We start from the raw sequence: 18,274 nt of genomic DNA on the forward strand, positions 1-18,274 counted from the left end.
ACACAGAGGCATCCCGAAGGATGACGTGGAAATGACCAATGCCTCCTTCACCTGCCATTTAGTTGACAGATGATGCGCTCATGGATGAAACATTATTGTGAACAGATTATTTTCCTCACATGTGATGCCTTTCCGCGCCCTCATCGACGCTTGTTGGAAAGAAAAGTACACCACCGCCCGCTTTACCCGCGACCTGATCGCCGGGATCACCGTCGGGATCATTGCGATTCCGCTGGCGATGGCGCTGGCGATTGGCAGCGGTGTGCCGCCGCAGTACGGCCTCTATACTTCAGCGGTGGCAGGGATTGTGATCGCCTTAACCGGCGGGTCGCGCTTTAGCGTTTCCGGTCCGACCGCCGCCTTTGTGGTGATCCTCTATCCGGTTTCCCAGCAGTTTGGTCTGGCGGGGCTACTGGTGGCGACGCTGATGTCGGGGATCTTTTTAATTCTCTTTGGTCTGGCACGCTTTGGCCGTCTGATCGAATATATCCCGCTGTCGGTGACTCTCGGTTTCACCTCCGGGATCGGTATCACCATCGGTACCATGCAGATTAAAGACTTCCTCGGCCTGCAGATGCCCCATGTGCCGGAGCATTACCTGCAGAAAGTGGCGGCGCTGGCGATGGCCCTGCCAACGATTAACCCCGGCGATGCCGCCATCGGCGTCGTCACCCTTGGCACCTTGATCCTCTGGCCGCGGCTGGGTATCCGTCTGCCGGGCCACCTTCCGGCGCTGCTGGCCGGCTGCGCGGTGATGCTGGTGGTTAATTTGCTCGGCGGCGATGTCGCCACAATTGGCTCGCAGTTCCACTATCAGCTGGCAGACGGCACTCAGGGCAACGGTATTCCACAGCTGCTGCCGCAGCTGGTACTCCCCTGGGATATGCCGGGCTCAAACTTTACCCTGAGCTGGGCCTCGCTGCAGGCCCTGCTGCCTGCCGCCTTCTCCATGGCGATGCTCGGCGCCATTGAGTCTCTGCTGTGCGCGGTGGTGCTCGATGGCATGACCGGTACCAAGCATAAAGCCAATAGCGAGCTGATTGGCCAGGGGCTGGGCAACATCGTTGCGCCGTTCTTCGGCGGGATCACTGCCACCGCGGCGATTGCCCGCTCGGCGGCGAACGTCCGCGCCGGCGCCACATCGCCGGTTGCCGCCGTGATCCACGCCCTGCTGGTGATCCTGGCGCTGCTGATCCTCGCCCCGCTGCTCTCCTGGCTGCCGCTGTCGGCGATGGCCGCCCTGCTGCTGATGGTGGCATGGAATATGAGCGAGGCGCATAAAGTCATCAACCTGCTGCGCCACGCACCGAAAGACGACATCGTGGTGATGCTGATGTGCATGTCGCTGACGGTGCTGTTTGATATGGTGATTGCCATCAGCGTCGGGATCGTGCTGGCCTCGCTGTTGTTTATGCGCCGTATCGCGCGCATGACCCATCTGGCGCCGGTCAACGTCGAGGTGCCAGACGATGTGCTGGTGCTGCGGGTGATTGGGCCGCTGTTCTTTGCCGCCGCCGAAGGCTTGTTCAACGACCTGGAGACCCGGATCGCCGGCAAGCGCATCGTGGTGCTGAAATGGGACGCGGTGCCGGTTCTCGACGCCGGTGGTCTGGATGCCTTCCAGCGCTTTGTGAACAAGCTGCCGGAAGGCTGTGAATTGCGCGTATCTAACCTCGAGTTTCAGCCGCTGCGCACGTTAGCGCGCGCCGGCGTCAAGCCGCTGCCCGGACGCCTGAGCTTCTACCCCGATCGTCAGGCCGCGCTGGCTGACCTGTGATCACCCGGCGGCAGGCCCCTGCGCCTGCCGCATCAAGGCTCCGGTCGCCTGCTGCAGCCAGCTCAGCACCGCCGGCGTCATCCAGGTGCCCTTCATCAAATGCGGCTCCTGCTCCATTGCCCGACGAAACTTCTGCAACGTCTGCGGCCGGGTACCGGCATAGGACTGAAACAGTTCAAGCCACGCCCGGGCCAGCGCCTGACCCGACGCCGAGTCCGGCGCTACGCCCTCCCGGCACGCCTGATGCAGCTTCGCCACCAGCGCAGGCCACTCCTGTAGCCGGTCGAAATAGTGCCGGCGGGTGAACGCCATCTCCTCGTCGTCGAGGTAACGCGCCCAGATGGCCAGTTTGCTTTCGGCAAAGGCCTCGGTGATAAAGGCGATGATGGCCGGGGTGACGCCGGTCTGTTCAACCATTTGCGGCTCGGCGGCATGCATCTCGTTCAGGCGGGTCAGAAACTCCGGGCGCCCTGCCGTATCCTGCTCCAGGCGCTCCATCCAGCGCGTCGCCAGACTCATCGCCTGCGGACTGTCCGTCGGGCAGCCGCTCGCCATCAGCGTCTGCACCTCCTCTGTTAGCTCGCGCCACGCCTGCGCGCGCTGTTCATCCTGTGCCGCAAACGGCAGCGCGGCTAACTCCTGTTGACTAAACCAACGATCGTACATTTTCATTAACTCCAGCGTCTGTAGCCAGGACTCCAGATCGGGTTCATTGCCGCCCGCCAGCGCCTCGCGCAGCACCAACAGCCGGTCGCGCAGCCTGCCGACATCGCGCAATTGGGCGTTGAGCGTCTCTATCTGCTGCGTCAGCAGCTCGGGTAGCGACAGCGTTTGCCGATCGAGATAGTCCTTGATGGTGGCGAGCGTCAGCCCGGCCTGCGCCAGCGCCTTTATCATATGCAGGCGCTGAACCGCGGACAGGTTATAGAGCCGATAGCCCGCCTCGCTTCTGGCCGAAGGCGTTAACAGCCCCGTCTGTTCATAATGATGCAGCGTACGCACCGTCATTCCGGCGCGCTTCGCCAGCTCTCCCACCTGAATTAACATGACTGCTCCTCTCTGTGGCCAGGTCCGCTACTCTGCTGCCTCACGTAACGTTAGGGTCAAGCGAAAACCTCATTTGCTATTCATTTTGGCAGCAACCTTAGCAGCACGGAGGTCAGGACGGAATGGGGTCGTATGGTGATGGGGAAAAGAGGAGGAAATAACGAGAGTCACAGGAAAACGCATCGGCCTTCAGGGGCCGATGCGGGAAATCATGCTACGGTTAGCTGTGGCGATGCTGATTACGACGGCAGCGTTTATCATAGTGGCGCACCCACCAGTAGCGGTCGCTGACCTGCTCGTGGCCGCCAATACGGGCACCGGCCAGCCAGAGCACGGCGCCAACGAAGATGCTTAAGATTGCGCCATGTGCAAAGAATTGCGGCAGGTTAAGCTGCGGAAGCTGGTTCAGAATGGAGTAACCTACCCCCACAACCATCACCACCAACCCTAACCCCATGAGTACGTTACCGAGTAACGAAGCGTTTTTGCGTTTCATGTGTCACCTCCGGACTTTGGGTTGCCAGGGAATATCCCCAAATCTTATAGGTGTAGTATAGACAGGGTCCCTGCCCTGGAGTGCGCCCACGATCACATTAGTGAACACCGATTAGACAAATATTTACAAATAAGCCTCTGAACAATATCAAATTCTAATGATTCAGGTGGGTAATCATCAATGCTGGTATTGTCTCATGGGCAGAACTTTGTCAAGCGCGCCCGCAGACAGTACACTACGCGGCAGAGAATGCCCCATGCAGGAAAGAAAACGTGACCATTAAACTGATTGTCGGCCTGGCCAACCCCGGTGCGGAATATGCCGCCACCCGGCACAACGCTGGCGCCTGGTATGTAGATTTACTGGCGGATCGCCATCGTGCGCCGCTGCGCGAAGAGAGCAAGTTCTTCGGCTACACCTCGCGCATCAATCTGGCGGGCGAAGACGTTCGCCTGCTGGTTCCTACGACGTTTATGAACCTCAGCGGTAAAGCAGTGGCTGCAATGGCGACCTTTTATCGCATTAACCCGGATGAAATTCTGGTCGCCCATGATGAGCTGGATTTGCCGCCCGGGGTGGCGAAATTCAAGCTTGGCGGTGGCCATGGCGGCCACAACGGCCTGAAGGACATCATCAGTAAGCTCGGCAATAACCCGAACTTTCACCGCTTACGCGTCGGGATCGGCCATCCGGGTGACAAAAACAAGGTTGTCGGCTTTGTACTCGGCAAACCGCCGGCCAGCGAGCAGAAACTGATTGATGATGCTGTCGACGAAGCGGCGCGCTGCACCGAAATCTGGTTAAAGGACGGGCTGAGCAAAGCCACCAACCGCTTACATGCCTTTAAGGCGCAATAAGCCGTTGTCGTGCGGCATTTTTGCCGCGCACCGTGTATAATAGGCAAAGCTATTCAATTTTCTGCAATCTGTTGCTTATAACAGATTGATTATCCAAAGATTAAGGTGATTTAAATCATGGGATTCAAATGCGGTATCGTCGGTTTGCCCAACGTCGGCAAATCCACCCTGTTCAATGCGCTCACCAAAGCGGGTATTGAAGCGGCCAACTTCCCCTTCTGTACCATTGAGCCGAACACCGGTGTCGTACCGATGCCCGATCCGCGTCTGGACAAGCTGGCTGAAATCGTCAAACCGCAGCGCATCCTGCCGACGACGATGGAATTCGTTGATATCGCGGGCCTGGTGAAAGGCGCGTCCAAAGGTGAAGGTCTCGGCAACCAGTTTCTGACCAACATCCGTGAAACCGAAGCTATCGGCCACGTGGTTCGCTGCTTTGAAAATGACAACATTATCCACGTTAACAACAAAGTGGATCCGGCTGACGACATCGACGTTATCAACACCGAGCTGGCACTTTCCGATCTGGACACCTGCGAGCGCGCTATCCACCGTGTGCAGAAGAAAGCTAAAGGCGGCGATAAAGACGCTAAAGCTGAGCTGGCGGCGCTGGAAAAATGCCTGCCGCAGCTGGAAAATGCCGGCATGCTGCGTTCACTGAAAAACCTGACCGACGAAGACAAAGCAGCGATTAAATACCTCAGCTTCCTGACGCTGAAGCCGACCATGTATATCGCCAACGTCAATGAAGACGGCTTTGAGAATAACCCTTATCTCGATAAAGTCCGTGAAATTGCCGCCGCCGAAGGTTCTGTGGTCGTCGCCGTTTGCGCCGCCGTTGAGTCCGATATTGCCGAGCTGGACGACGCTGACCGCGACGAGTTTATGGCCGAGCTGGGTCTCGAAGAGCCAGGCCTCAACCGCGTGATCCGCGCCGGTTACGAGCTGCTGAATCTGCAGACCTACTTCACCGCAGGGGTGAAGGAAGTTCGCGCATGGACCATCCCGGTCGGGGCAACCGCCCCGCAGGCAGCCGGTAAGATCCACACCGACTTCGAAAAAGGTTTTATCCGCGCGCAGACCATCGCCTATGAAGACTTTATTACCTACAAAGGCGAACAGGGTGCAAAAGAAGCCGGTAAAATGCGTGCTGAAGGTAAAGACTACATCGTGAAAGATGGCGATGTGATGAACTTCCTGTTCAACGTCTAAATAAAAGTTGTTGTTTCATGAGGTTTTATCGAATCACATGAAAATCACAAAACCCTATAAAATCCACGCAATAGCGTGGATTTTTCATTTCATAATGTCTCAACTCATCTCGTAACAACGCTGTCAAAAATGAGTACATTGATGAGTACAACATTCTTCCAGCTTCATTTTAAGTGAGTACAATAGCAGTATAAGAAATAGACAAGGACTCGCTATGCTCACTGATACGCAATGCCGCACTGCTAAGCCGAAAGAAAACTCTATCGACTCAATGACTTCAATGGTCTCAACCTCGAAGTGAAATCCAACGACAAAAAGGCATGGCGCTATCGGTTTAAACTCAACGGCAAATCCAGCATGTTCGCGTTGGGTGAGTACCCTACGGTCAAACTTGCCGAAGCTCGCGAGAGATGTGAGCAAGCGCGTAAACAAGTCGCGGATGGAGTTAGCCCGACACAGGCTCGCCAGTTAGATAAGATCCGCAAGGTCAACGACGCATCCAACACCTTTGAGCTGATCGCCAAAGAGTGGCTGCAGATGAAACACTGGGCCGAAATCACCAAAACGCGCCGACTGGATATGCTTGAACGAGTGGTTTTTCCCGCAATCGGTAAGCTCCCAGTCAGGGAGATAACCCCACACCACATTCTTAAAATTCTTCAAGAAACTGCTAAACGAGGAGCACCGGCAGTTGCCGCTGAAGCCCGTCGAACCATTTCATCAGTTTTCGAGTTGGCAGTAGCGACACTTAGAGCTGACAGTGATCCTGTCTGGCCTGTGCACAAGGCCCTTCCGACCAATAAGACACAGCACAAACAAGCACTGAATCCTCAGCAAATCGGAAAGTTATTAAACTGTTTTGACAATAGTCGTGGCTCGTACCAGGTTAACTACTGCATGTGGCTCATGTGGTGGACATTGGCGCGTCCTGCAGAAGCCACCGAAGCTGAAGATAATGCCCTGTGGACCATTCCGGCAGCGCGGATGAAAGCCCGCAGAGAACATGTTATTCCCCTCCCCTCCCAAGCCGTCAACATGCTCAGAACGCTACAGGGATTAACCGGGCATCGACAGCACCTTTTTCCGGGCAGGGATAATCCGCTGGGTCCAATGACATCACACTCTCTGCGTCAGTTACTTAAAAGCCTCGGCTGGAGTGGTACTTATAGCCCACACGCAACCAGAACTACAGGAAGTACGCGTTTAAACGAAATGGGCTATCGACCTGATGCTATTGAAGCTCAACTTGCTCATGCTGACACCTACAATGTTCGTCGCACGTACAATCATGCGACTTATCTTGATGAGCGTAAAGTGATGATGCAGGAATGGGCTGATATGTTGGACAAATGGGTAGCAGGATTCGAGTAGAACTTGCTGCACTTAGTGAACCACGAGGATAGAACTCATTCCTCAGGGTCCACTTTGTGCCAGAAGCGGATATTGTTTTGAACAGCGAAGCCAGACACAGTGTTTCAATCAATGTTGATTCATCTCTGAAATATAATTAATTTCGGAGGTCGCCCCCTCAAGTTTTGATGAAGATAGCCAACTTTTAGTTAAAGTGTTCACACTGCCGCAGCTGCATCTCTGCTTATCCCCGGTCAGAGTTTCGTGGTGGCGTACGGCTGGAATGCGTTCTACAAACCTCAGGGCTACACTCGTCATCCGGAATCCCTGGCGCACGGCCGACAGGAAGAGCGCGTCATGCTCTCCCCGCCAGGGCATGTATCAAAAGAGAAATTCTTCGGGATCAACGGGTGGCGGATTTTTTACAGGCTGAAGCTTTTGATACACTGGTACGGGAGCTCAGCATGCGATGCGCTGAAGTCACGCTGGCGGAAGTCCTGACCGGGCTGCGCGGCCTATACGGAGATTTGTAACTTGAAAATACTGAGGCAGCTGTGGAACCCGAAGGGGCTTGATGCGGCAGTTGACAATGTACCTGAGGATCGATACGGCTTCAGTAATATAGCGGAAAATATATCCCGCTCCATTCTTTCCCTTCCCCAGGAAGCTTCAAATGTTGTCGGAATTGAAGGGGCATGGGGATCAGGTAAAACAAGCCTCCTGAATCTGATCCTAAAAAACCTTGCCGAGTACAAGGATGGACACACACATGTGCTGCATATTTCTCCCTGGCTGAGCGGCAACGACCCGGTTGAAGTGCTTTTTCTTCCGGTTGCCACTGTCATCCAGCAGGAAACGGATAAACGATATCCCCCAACAGGTTTAAAAAAAATCTGGCGTAAATACCTTCTGTCAGAGGAAGCTCAGAAAGTGATTGAGTATGCACAGGATACTTCATCGCGCGTTCTTCCGCTGGTTCAGTATGTCGGGCAGTTTTCCCGAATCGTTAACTGGATAGCTGGCGGAATAAAGGTATTTTCAGATAGTCGCCTGGCTGTTGATCAGAAAACCACGACAAAGCTTCGTGCTGATATTGCAGGGCAACTGGTTAGACTGGATTTGAAGTTCATTGTTGTCATGGATGATCTGGACCGACTGGAGCCGACCCAGGTGGCGGAAGTGTTCAGGCTGGTCCGTGCAGTAGCCGATCTACCGCGCTTTACACACATTCTTTGCTATGACAGGCAGATTATCACTCATGCCGTTGAGCATGCACTGAATATCGGAGATGGTAGCCGTTATCTTCAGAAAATTATTCAGCTCAGTTTTAAAATACCTCGCCCTGAGGCCTTTGATATACGCAATGAATTTCGCCAGCGGGCCGAGACGCTGTATCAGCAAATTAATAATCAACCGGCAGACGCAGAAATGGCAAAAGATCTCGCCGCTGTGACTGATACGTATGGTGCCGCACTTTCGACGCCACGCGAGATCCATCAGGCCATTAATTCCCTGATTTTTCTCTATCCGGGAATGCGGGATTTTGTGTATTTCCCTGATTTGTGCCTGCTTCAACTTATACGAGTAACAAACCCGGCCCTGTATGACTGGACGGAGCATTACCTGACAGAACGGTCCGTGATTGAAAACGGCCAGGGCATGCTTTCTGACGGAGAAAAGGCAGACTTCCGTGAGGGGCTTATTAGGTGTATGAAGATGTTGAAGGCATCGAATGCAGACTCATTTCTGACACTAGCAGACTGGATCCCCGGTATCAGCGGACATAATGATGAATATCTTAGTCTTTTTGAGCCCGTCAGTGAGGATTATCGCCACATCCATACAAGCAACAAGCGACTCAGCAGCCTGACGCACTGGCGGTATTACTTTGCCTTTTACTCACCCCAGAATGTTCTTCCTCCGGAGTTTTTCAACCAGCTGTTTACGCTGGCCGCCGTACCGGAAAAGCAGCAGCTCTCTGAGGATCTCCTCTCAAAAATCAGCAGTGTTGGTATTCTGTCCGGAACTTGGTTCGAACATATACTGAGCAGGCTGACTCCGGGCCTGATAAGAGAACGCAATTTTGAAGAGTGCGCAGGGCTGGTGCAGTTTTTCTTCGATCATACGGATGAGGTCAGCACTCGTTTCAGAACCCGTAACACATGGTTTTCTCTGCGTGAAACGGGCATTAATCAGGTTGTAAGGCATCTGCTGAAGCATATGCAGGATATTGATGAGGCCAGAACAGTCACGCAAATGGAAATGCTGGTCGTTGCGGGCACGTCGCCGTTCTGGATAGCCGATTTTATGCGGGATCTTATCTGGGAACACGGACTTGCCCACAATACGGTATCTTCGCCATCAGACGCTCTTTTCAGTCGTGATATTACGGAACGGCTGCGTGACAGATTTGCTGAACGTATGAATCAGCCAGACCTTCAGCAACAACTTCTCGTGCACCAGTCAATTCTTGGATATCTCTATGCATGGAGAGACATGAGTTCGGATGAAACCGTGAAGCAATGGGTCAGAGAGGTGGCTGCCACCGATGAAGGCCTTGTTAACCTGTTAATACGATTACAGACCAGCGTCTTCAGTTCTGACAGGGGGGCATATCGCCGGATTGCACGTGACCAGGTCAGTCCATTTTTTGATAACTGGCCTGCAGTTGAAGATAAGCTGAGGGTTATACTTTCCGGTAATGAACTGATGCCGGAGCAGGAAGAACTCAAAAGTGCGTTGGATAATGACGAGTGATCAAAAAAGGCCGCTTAGCGGCCTTTTTCTTATTACACAAAGTGAATCAGGCGCTAAACGCTTTTTCCTTGTCGAAAGGAAAACCGGCATGTGCCAGCTCGTTCAAAAGCTTGCGTTTCCAGTTCTTCAGCTCAGAATACGCTCATATCGCGAACGAAACGCTTTTTCGCAGCCCTCCAGTTGCCTGCATATCAGAGCCTTCATCGGGGCAGATCTCCTCCCTGAAAATAGTGCCAGGCTAAACTGAAGTCTCCGGTCTTTCTTCCATCTCACAGAGAGGCACATCGCCATGAAAAAGACCCGCTATACCGAAGAACAGATAGCATTTGCGCTGAAACAGGCCGAAACCGGCACTCGGGTGGAGGAACTCTGCAGAAAGATGGGCATTTCTGAAGCCACATTTTACAACTGGAAGAAAAAGTTTGGCGGCATGGGCGTGACAGAGCTGCGCCGCCTGCGCCAGCTTGAGGAAGAGAATCAGCGTCTGAAACGTCTGGTGGCTGATTTAAGTCTGGACAAGGAGATGCTGCAGGAAGTTATCAAAAAAAAGTTCTGAGGCCGGCTCAGAAGCGTCAGGCGGTGCATTTTCTGCGGGAGGCTTACCGTATCAGTGTCCGGCGGGGATGCGGACTGCTGATGCAGAGCAGAACCGTTTACCACTGGCAGAGCCGGCGGGATGATCGGGCGATAACCCTGCGTATCCGGGAAATAGCGGAAACCCGGATCCGCTACGGTTGCCCGCGTATTCATATTCAGCTGCGGCGGGAAGGCTGGCCTGTTAACCACAAGAAAACACACCGGATTTACTGTCTGGAAGGCCTCAACCTGCGCAGAAAGCGCCCCCGCAGGCATGTCAGTGCAGCACATCGTCAGCAACGTCCGGTCCTGACCGGTGTCGATCAGTGCTGGAGTATGGATTTCGTGTCGGATAACCTGTTTAACGGACGACGTTTCCGGGCGCTGACTGTAGTGGATAATTTTAGTCGGGAGTGTGTGGCGATCCATGCCGGAAAGTCGCTGAAAGGTGAGGATGTGGTCGGTGTGATGGAAAGGTTGCGGGTGCTGGGCAAGCGCCTGCCGGTACGTATTCAGACAGATAACGGCAGCGAGTTTATCTCGAAAAGTCTGGATAAATGGGCGTATGAGCACGGTGTCACAATGGACTTCTCCCGCCCTGGAAAACCAACGGATAACCCGTTTATTGAATCATTTAACGGCAGTCTGCGGGATGAATGCCTGAACATTCACTGGTTTCTCTCGCTGGAAGATGCGCAGGACAAACTCGACAACTGGCGCAGGGAATATAATCATGAGAGAACGCATTCATCATTAAATGACATGACTCCGGCTGAATTCATCCGAAGTCTCCGGAAAGACGAAGATCTCTGATTTAGCACTGCACTGATTTTGGGCCAAGGTCAGAAAGACGAAGATCTCTGATTTAGCACTGCACTGATTTTGGGCCAAGGTCAGTTACACTTTACATAACTCAGAGATAATGTTGGGAGTTTCATCTACCCAACATTATATTAAATGTTATATATGCTATTTTTTATAATTGCATTCCTCAACTTTAAAAATAACTTCATTACCAACTTTTTTTGCAAAAATAATTCTATCATCATTTATAAACAATGATTTAGTACCACTATCAAGATCGCATGGGCTTTTCGAATACATCTCAAATGTATATATAAAGTTCTCTGCAAATTTTGATAAACTCTTTTCATACCATGACATAGTATTTTGTGATATTCCATAAATGAAAACAAAAAAAATGCCAAAACTAAAAAGCTTGATTAGTATTGTAGATTTCTTTAGATAAATATCATCTTTTTCACATTTAAAGGGGAATAAAAAATTATTTACCTTAGCATCCAATAATAAAAAATATATAAGTATAAAAGGGAAAACAATTAAGGCTAAGATATAATATAAAAATAAAGCAATTAAAGCTGTAATGAATGGAATGGTTAAAATAGAAACAATAATTAATGCATGAGGAAAATTAGAAGGCTCAACTCCGCTAACATCATTTAATATGATCCCAGCAATCGATATAGAAAAATTAGTCCCGACAACCAATATTATAGTTAACAATGCTTTCCCTATAATATTTTCATAAATTTTCTTATATAGAAGAATAGCATCATATGCCAATGCAATACACCAAAATACAACAGCCAATAAGAATGCAGACCTGAATGTTTGACCATAACTCAATACAAGAAATATTACGTATGTATAAATAAACAATAAAATATAATTTAAATGCAATTTTTGACTAACATTCAAACGAGAATAAAAACACTTAATCCATTCTATCAATAAATCTTTTTTCAATCTATCCACCTTAATATCCATATAGTTCACAAATAGTTAATTATACTCTCTCAGCTGCCTCTAACCATGTATTAACCCCATCAACACCTAAGGCCAACATAGTGTCTTGCAAAACAACTACTCGATATAGCATTTCTCCGCCATCCGATTCTTCCTGCTCTTCTGCTTGTGCAAATAAACGAGTCAATAGCTGCATTAAATTATTATTGTAGTCATGCAAATAGGCTTTTGTTGTACGGACATATTCAAGATAAATCTCCGTAGCCTTCAATGCATACAATGGTTCTATGCATGAAACAATATTTAACCATGCGCCAAAATCGAATAAACCAATCTTCGATGGATCTGAACTCATAGATACTAATGAAAAATAACGCTCTAACACTTGTACGGGTAAAATAATAACCGGCTCTTTCTCTCCAAAAAGACTACCCATTGACGCTATTAATGCTGAGGAATATTGATTATCATCACTTAACGCAGCGGACAAACCAGCAAGACATAAATCTTGATGCCGTTGAAAATTCTCATGATGTGTCCAAACATCGATAGCACCTTCCCATGCATCACTATCGCTTAATTCTTTTAATTGTTTGATAAAATCACAATTTTCTATTTTGCCTGACAATACAGCTAATGCAGATATTCGTCCCCATGCTTGCAATCCATCTTTAATATCTTCAGATACTATCTTATTTAACCATGGGGAAACCCTGTCGAACTCATGATTATAGGTATAATAGAGACAACATTCTGCCATATCCCAAAGCCCTTCGCTACCTTTCCGCATTATTAATTCAAATACTCCCCAACCAACTTCAGGTAAAATACTCTGTAAAAAAGGTAAACGGCGTAATACTACAGCTCTCACCGCAGGATGATCGTTAGTAGAAAATTGATGTAGTGTCGATAACAATAATTCAGGCCAAGAGATATGTTCTTCATGTAACTTTATTGCCATAACCATAAGGGCATCAGCGATATGCCCTCGAATCATATTAATACCTACGCCAATAAAAGTGACACCATCTCCTGAGATAGGATCTCTTTCTTCCACTGCTAAATAGGGAATAGATAAAAAAGTTATTCTTTCCGCATTATTGATATCTTTTACTACATGTGAACATCCTTGTAGCACTTCGGAAGCAAAGCGGTTGTGCCTCCAATAGACAGAATGTCGTTCCAATTCATCTAAAGTGTTGCTAACTAAAACATCAATATTAGGTTCATTAATCGGTTTCCAGTCATTATTTGGGCGAAGGTCTCCGTAACGATAATTCAAATAATGTGCAATACCATCCATAATATGATGTCGGAACTCTTCATTTATATCCTGCCAGTAAGAATATAAAAAAATCAAAAATCGTAATGGATCCCTTGAAGATGCCTCACTCAGTTGTTGAGCAACCTCCTCCTCTCCACCAATTAACATGTCGCTAAATGAGTCTCGCCTATACCCATTATAGTGCTCAAGAAGACTGAGAACGCCTTCATTGCTAAGCTCATTAAAAACTTCAAATGAGAACGGAGCTCTTACTATTCCGCACCATCCATTAACATCTGGTTTATGTTCAAGTGGCCAGTTTGAACGACTATATTCATCTAAAATACGTACACATGACGGTGAGCGTAAATGGCACGGTATACAAATAATAAACTTGACCTGATCTTTAAGCATATATTGCCTATACTCAGGGACATCCGCATACCTCTGAGAAAGAGCAAGTATTATAATCTGTATTGCGTCTTGGGATTCTGAACTCAAATGGATAAAAACTTTCTGAACTAAAGTGCCCAATTCATGTGAAAGCTCAGACTTTAATAAATCCGCCTTCGACAGCAAACGAGTGGATATGTCAAGATTAGTTAGCGGAGAATTAATGCATGCTAACAATGCAAAGTAACGAAGTGAACCTTCCAGATTAAAGCATAAACGTTCTCGATTGTTTTTCCACCACTCAGAATTGATATTAGCATGATGAATAATAGCAACTTCTAAAGCATCCATCAAGACACGTTGACTATCTTTATGCTCAAAATCCCTCATTCTGCGATCATCAGAATGAGAAGTTCCACTTAGAAAACCACTTCGATAATTATTTTTTTCTTCAAATCTAGAACTCCATACTTGGCTCCACTGTTCAAGTGTCGATATAGCCCGTTCTAACAAAGTAATAGAATTAATCATTCTATTTGAAAGGAATTTATTATCCTTATCAGCAAATTCGTGTGGTCGGCACTTAATTTTATTTCCAAAACGATAGGACAGTATGTCTTCATCTTTAACATCAGCAATTATGTAATCCCAAAGCACCGCATCATCGATCCCCCCTACAGCAACACAGCGAGCAAGAGCTCTACCTAGAAAGCTATATTTTTCTTGTGGAAATTTAAATAACTCCAGCAATAGAGGAGACATCAAATATGCACGATCGTCCTTTATGTTTGATATGGAAACAGCAATCTTACTGATCAATTGTGACTTATCTATCCAATCAGATCTTAATATTTCCATCCAAAAATCAACGACACCTGATGGATCTAGATTTAACCAATGAGCTATACGGTAAGTATGAATTACCATACCATCAACATCACGCGTGTTTTTAAAACCCGGGACAAGATTCCTTAGCCAAAAATAATGCCATTCAACTTGTGAAGCTTTACTATAAATAACTTGGAAAACATCTCGATACATATTACGTAAATCACGTAACATTGGCCAATCATCATCTTGAGGTAATTGTTCAGCAAAACACTCAGCAACTAGGCGACGTATATGAAAAGCATAAGTTCCGGTAAGCACCGTTCGTAACTGTTTCCTAAACTCTTGTCTTCCTTCATTGACAAGCTGCGCAATAAAGCTACGAATAGATGGCCGGACAAAAGGTACTGGTGGGAGATCCTTTATAAAATCATTTAAAGTCAATCCATGACGAATCGCTCTACTAATAACTAGTACATCAAGTAACGTTTGATGCCCAAATGTTAATTTATTATCCTCAGTTTCATGCAAAACATTATGACTAAGTAACATTCTACGAATGTCATCTGAAGCAGTAAATCGTTGAGTTGGTATCGACAGGCTACGAAGCTTTAACATTTCCGTGGCCATATTTTCAAGTGCTATTTTCCCTTCATCACCTAGCGATGGATTCGTCAACATAATTGAATCAATATAGCGTTGAGCTAGCGCTTGGCTAGTTACTATATTAAAACCACCATCTCTTTGAGCAAGACTTATAAATAGAGCTAACTCACGTGGATTGCTAATTAAATGTCGAGTTGTGTTATCAATAGCTGATGAGTCGATTGAGAGTTTTTCAAGCAACGGCATGATTTCACCTTCCCAATCTAATGCCTGGCACTTAAACTCTTTATCCCATGAGCGCTGAGATATACGTCTATCGTAATGTCTATCAAACTCTCTGCAAGCCGTAATAACGGTAACATTTGGAATTAATAACAGCTGATCTATTTGAGCTAAAAAATACGTTAGCACCGTATGTTCTCGAGCTATAGCAAGCACATCAAGTGAATCAATTATGACTATTACATGATAGCTGTCAGCTACACGCGCAATCTTTTCAATCCATAGCTCATCTAACCCTAGAGATTGCCGTTCCTGTGCAGTTTCTAAATCAGCAAACTCTCGCGATTGAATAAATAGCGGTAACATAGTACCATCAGATTGTGCCAATTGCTCTAATTTCTCCTGCAATTCAAGTAGAATACACGTTTTCCCTGAACCCGGCCCTCCAGTCACTAATATGGAATGGTTCTTGCTTATGATAGCCTCAATTAATTCACTAACTAAAAGAGTGTCAATGCGATGACCACCAATATCTCTTTGCCACGAACGACCAATCGATGATGTTTTTCTGAATGAATTAAAAATAGATTGAATGTCTGTTGGAGGAGAAATAACACAACCTGACTGAGAAAGAAGATTTATAAGGTCGATTTTGGTTAAACGCGAGCAAGATGACAGTTTATTACCTTGCGTATCAGCAACTCGCATCCCTTGGTAATCAAGGCAAGTCCAAAGTGAATTAAAAGCTGCAACAGAATTACTCACCAAATATTGCAAGCGCTCTTCTAGTGTTTCTCTCATTCGCTCATGAATATCGCTAGTAACAAATTTTGTTCTGGATAAAAGCTCATAACTATTAAAATTATAACATATTTTTTCAATTAATTCACTGAGCTTTCTATTTGTCGCCTCATGTACCTTTGTCTCTTTTAAAGCAGCATGATAGACACTTTCATCCTGAAAATTAGTACTAAACTCTTGTAAAGCTGCCAGTTCACCAAAAGGGGTACGGGAGTAGAATCTGACTGTCGTAGTAGGATCTTGTATAAGCGTTTTAATGGCCTTTTCTAGCTCATCATTAAGATCGGTGAACGACCACGCTCGAAATCCTGTTTGATTTTTTTTGCACTGACAACAAATTATTGTACCGTCAGTACGCCCTATCACAACGTCATCGACCAGCCATTTCACTGAATCTGTCTCTAACCATTGATAGTCAGGATTGGATAACACGGTCAAAGCCCACTCAAACGCTACCAACGTTTGATATCCATCCCCCCTATTAGATTGAATACCAGCTTTACTCAATTGATAGCTCCTTCTGACAATGAATAGCGTTAGTCGCCCTATGCTAGAAACTTTGTCCTATACAGCTAGTTACTTGCTTGAGTGCTTGTACATGGTATGATTTTTGAGCATATAACCATACTATAAACGATACATTCGCACTAATAAAACAATAAGTTAAGCTAAAGTAGCTTATGAAGGGCAGCGATAAAAGATATACTCTTGGTAAGATGAACAGGAGCTGTGATAATTAACCTCAGTTAACAGCATTAACCAAAGTGAGTACAGGCATGAGTATAAAAACAATAACTAAAAATAAAATCATTAAATATCAATATAGTAAATTAACAATCACAACTCAACGTCTGATCCCGCTGGCTGGCATTTTCGCCACCACCGCGTCATAAAAATCCACGCAGCGGCGTGGATTTTTTTTACCCGGACGACACGCTACTCCACAATATGGGTCTCTTCAGCCGCCTCATAGCCATCAACGATCTGCACAATTTTCTTTAATTCGCCCTCGATGAAAGCCGGGGTGGCGCTTTCCCCTGAGGCCGGGTGATGAAGCTCGACCGAGATGCCGCTGGCGGCATTGGTCAGTGACAGGCTGATCTCCTGCTGGCTCGCTGCGGACGATGGTCGCCCGATTTGCTGCACGATGGCCGCCGCCGCCGCGCGCGTATCAACGTCTGCGAGATGCCCCCACCTCATTTCAACATGTCCCTGCTGCCCTGCCTTTATCACCTGCAGCGTATAGCCGCTTCTTGCCGTTGCCATGTCTTTTCCTCCGGTTTCGTTGCCCGGGCGTCACATTATCAGCCCGGTTTTATCAGCAAAGTTCGTTCACGTGCGCCTTGCCGTTAATGACTCTTTTCCACATAGGTCTGCATGTTTTCTTTGGTCACTAACTCAAACGGGATCCAGACATGAGACTCGACCTTTTCTCCTTTAATCAGCTTCAGCGCTACCGCTAAGGCCGTTTTGCCCTGACCGACGGCGTCCTGGAAGACCGTCACCTGGATCTTATCGCTGGCCAGGGCTTTCAGCCCGTCCGGCGTGGCGTCGATCCCACCGATCAACAGCTTCTTCTGGCTCTTCTCCAGCGCCATCGCCGCGCCAATCGCCATCTCATCGTTGTTCGCCGCCACAATATCAATCGCTTCCCCGTTGCCTGTCCAGTTCTGCATCAGATCCATTCCCTCGCTGCGGGAATAGTTGGCCGGCTGTTTCTGCACCACTTTCATTGCCGGATATTTGGCCACCACCTGCTCGACGTCTTTGGTGCGCTGCAGCGCGCCGGCGTCAGTGAGATTGCCGATCATGATGGCGACATTGCCTTTGTAGTTCGCCAGCTTCGCCAGCGCCTCCATCTGCAATGTGCCGGACTCCCGCTCGTCCGAACCGACAAACACCACGCCAGGCGGTAACGTTTTATCCCCCGGCGTCCGGTTCACATACACCAGCGGCATTTTGGCCTGCTGCGCCATCTTCGTCAGCTGCGGGGTGCTGGCGGAGTCCACCGGGTCGACGATGATCGCGTCCACGCCGGAGGCGATAAAGCTCTGCACCTGATCGGCCTGACGTCCGGTGTCGCCGCGGGCGTCTTCAAACTGCACGTCGACGTGGCGGGCTTGAGCTTCTTTCTCAATGGACTGGCGGATAATGGTGAGAAAGTTTTGATCGAAGTAGGCCATTGAGACGCCGATCTTCTCCGCCAAAGCCGAGGCGGAACTGGCCAGTAACCCCACTAACAGGATGATTTTACAGTGCTTCATAGCATGCCCTCAGAGGTCGAAATGAAATTTTCAATATAAACACAAATGGTATATTTA

General features: G+C 48.2%; 11 protein-coding genes and 2 pseudogenes. 7 read left to right on the top strand and 6 right to left on the bottom strand.

The features are described from left to right. Positions 1-97: 97 nt before the first annotated feature. Entirely contained in the window at positions 98-1,777 is a 1,680-nt protein-coding gene (gene dauA / locus SPE70_RS15880; protein WP_071787626.1) for a C4-dicarboxylic acid transporter DauA, read from the top strand. Here the strand turns inward: dauA and SPE70_RS15885 are convergent, their stop codons facing one another. Then, positions 1,778-2,824 (bottom strand): MerR family transcriptional regulator, encoded by a 1,047-nt coding sequence (locus SPE70_RS15885; RefSeq protein WP_012541336.1) that lies wholly within the window; start codon positions 2,822-2,824, stop codon positions 1,778-1,780. 220 nt (positions 2,825-3,044) lie between these two features. After that, positions 3,045-3,320 carry a stress-induced protein YchH gene (gene ychH / locus SPE70_RS15890; RefSeq protein WP_002910437.1) on the bottom strand — a complete coding sequence of 92 codons (276 nt, stop codon included), beginning with the start codon at positions 3,318-3,320 and terminating at the stop codon, positions 3,045-3,047. A 272-nt stretch (positions 3,321-3,592) separates the two neighbouring features. On the opposite strand from ychH, the gene pth reads away from it, so the two are divergent. From pth to SPE70_RS15920, 6 genes and pseudogenes are all read left to right on the top strand, one after another. Further along, positions 3,593-4,177, top strand: coding sequence for an aminoacyl-tRNA hydrolase (gene pth / locus SPE70_RS15895; protein WP_064170562.1), 585 nt, complete (start codon positions 3,593-3,595; stop codon positions 4,175-4,177). 117 nt (positions 4,178-4,294) lie between these two features. After that, positions 4,295-5,389: a redox-regulated ATPase YchF gene (gene ychF, locus SPE70_RS15900; RefSeq protein ID WP_008804380.1), complete on the top strand. Its 1,095-nt coding sequence runs from the start codon at positions 4,295-4,297 to the stop codon at positions 5,387-5,389. Positions 5,390-5,603: 214 nt separating this feature from the next. Further along, a pseudogene (locus SPE70_RS15905) lies at positions 5,604-6,760 on the top strand (tyrosine-type recombinase/integrase). Between the two features lie 196 nt (positions 6,761-6,956). Beyond that, a pseudogene (locus tag SPE70_RS15910) lies at positions 6,957-7,272 on the top strand (transcriptional regulator); the annotation flags it as partial. Between the two features lies 1 nt (position 7,273). Beyond that, positions 7,274-9,496: a KAP family P-loop NTPase fold protein gene (locus tag SPE70_RS15915; protein WP_064170563.1), complete on the top strand. Its 2,223-nt coding sequence runs from the start codon at positions 7,274-7,276 to the stop codon at positions 9,494-9,496. Positions 9,497-9,785: 289 nt separating this feature from the next. Beyond that, a protein-coding gene (locus SPE70_RS15920; RefSeq protein ID WP_136047332.1) for an IS3 family transposase occupies positions 9,786-10,885 on the top strand; the annotation gives its coding sequence in 2 pieces (ribosomal slippage) (positions 9,786-10,038 and positions 10,038-10,885; 1,101 coding nt in all). 156 nt (positions 10,886-11,041) lie between these two features. On the opposite strand, the gene SPE70_RS15925 is transcribed toward SPE70_RS15920, so the two are convergent. The 4 genes from SPE70_RS15925 to SPE70_RS15940 all read right to left on the bottom strand — a co-directional run bounded on the left by SPE70_RS15925 (position 11,042) and on the right by SPE70_RS15940 (position 18,217). Next, on the bottom strand, positions 11,042-11,848 hold the full coding sequence (locus SPE70_RS15925; protein ID WP_136047331.1) for an ABC transporter ATP-binding protein: 807 nt from the start codon (positions 11,846-11,848) through the stop codon (positions 11,042-11,044). 31 nt (positions 11,849-11,879) lie between these two features. Continuing rightward, positions 11,880-16,460: an AAA family ATPase gene (locus SPE70_RS15930; RefSeq protein WP_064170567.1), complete on the bottom strand. Its 4,581-nt coding sequence runs from the start codon at positions 16,458-16,460 to the stop codon at positions 11,880-11,882. A gap of 429 nt (positions 16,461-16,889) precedes the next feature. Continuing rightward, entirely contained in the window at positions 16,890-17,219 is a 330-nt protein-coding gene (locus SPE70_RS15935) for a DUF1869 domain-containing protein (protein WP_008804379.1), read from the bottom strand. 83 nt (positions 17,220-17,302) lie between these two features. Continuing rightward, entirely contained in the window at positions 17,303-18,217 is a 915-nt protein-coding gene (locus SPE70_RS15940; RefSeq protein ID WP_002910453.1) for a sugar ABC transporter substrate-binding protein, read from the bottom strand. Positions 18,218-18,274: the final 57 nt, after the last annotated feature.

The sequence above is a fragment of the Klebsiella sp. ZJOU C1 genome (assembly GCF_035620215.1).
Classification (GTDB): domain Bacteria; phylum Pseudomonadota; class Gammaproteobacteria; order Enterobacterales; family Enterobacteriaceae; genus Klebsiella; species Klebsiella variicola.

Excerpts from the sequence above, each read along its gene's own strand:
- ychH (WP_002910437.1), bottom strand. The coding sequence starts at position 3,320 with ATGAAACGCAAAAACGCTTCGTTACTCGGTAACGTACTCATGGGGTTA.
- ychF (WP_008804380.1), top strand. The coding sequence starts at position 4,295 with ATGGGATTCAAATGCGGTATCGTCGGTTTGCCCAACGTCGGCAAATCC.
- SPE70_RS15885 (WP_012541336.1), bottom strand. The coding sequence starts at position 2,824 with ATGTTAATTCAGGTGGGAGAGCTGGCGAAGCGCGCCGGAATGACGGTG.
- SPE70_RS15935 (WP_008804379.1), bottom strand. The coding sequence starts at position 17,219 with ATGGCAACGGCAAGAAGCGGCTATACGCTGCAGGTGATAAAGGCAGGG.
- SPE70_RS15940 (WP_002910453.1), bottom strand. The coding sequence starts at position 18,217 with ATGAAGCACTGTAAAATCATCCTGTTAGTGGGGTTACTGGCCAGTTCC.